The sequence below is a fragment of the Thioclava sp. UBA3469 genome, from assembly GCF_002378135.1.
Lineage (GTDB): Bacteria > Pseudomonadota > Alphaproteobacteria > Rhodobacterales > Rhodobacteraceae > Thioclava > Thioclava sediminum.
This window is the reverse complement of the sequence record NZ_DFRG01000130.1, coordinates 1-284: the sequence shown is the minus strand read 5'-3', so window position 1 is coordinate 284 and position 284 is coordinate 1. Positions and strand designations below refer to the sequence as shown.

The 284-nt window shown below is 64.1% G+C and carries 1 protein-coding gene; it reads left to right on the top strand.

Annotation, left to right across the window (positions count from 1 at the left end):
• Positions 1-284, top strand: a 284-nt coding sequence (locus B3D39_RS10375) for a glycine--tRNA ligase subunit beta (protein ID WP_286789663.1), incomplete at both ends; no start/stop codon positions are given.

Below are 284 nucleotides of genomic sequence, written 5' to 3'. Positions count from 1 at the left end.
TTCTTCTCGGTGAAGAACCCCAAGACGAGCCGGATCGAGGGTTTCGTGACCGTGGCGAACCGCGAGACCGCCGATCACGGCGCGACCATTCTCGCGGGCAACCAGAAGGTGCTCTCGGCGCGTCTGTCGGATGCCAAGTTCTTCTGGGAAAACGACCTGCGCACCGTTCAGGCCCACGGGCTCGAAGGGATGGGCGCAGGGCTCGACGCCGTGACCTTCCATAACAAGCTCGGGAGCCAAGGCGACCGCATCCGCCGCATCGAAAACCTCGCGCGCGAAATCGC